1 protein-coding gene is annotated in these 306 nt (G+C 35.3%); it reads left to right on the top strand.

Annotated elements, in window-relative coordinates; genetic code table 11:
- The coding region (locus SB775_RS28530) for an SNF2 helicase-associated domain-containing protein (RefSeq protein WP_410864545.1) at positions 1-306 on the top strand (306 nt) is incomplete at both ends.

Here is a 306-nt window from a genome sequence, read left to right as displayed (position 1 = left end):
ACGGACGGAATTGATTTATCAGAAAGTGAATTTTTCGAACTCGTTGAACAAAACAAACGTCTTTTCAATTTAAATGGTCAATGGATGAGACTTGATCCTGCCTTTATTGAAGAAGTAAAAAAACTAATGCACCGTGCCGATAAATATGGACTTGAAATGAAAGATGTGTTGCAGCAACATTTATCTAATACGGCAGAAACAGAAATTGTAGAAGACGATAGTCCGTTTACCGATATTGAAATCGAGCTAGATGGATATTACGAAGAGCTTTTCCAAAAACTTCTGCACATTGGAGATATTCCAAAA

The sequence above is a fragment of the Peribacillus sp. SIMBA_075 genome (assembly GCF_046534585.1).
This window is presented reverse-complemented; position numbering and strand designations above follow the sequence as displayed.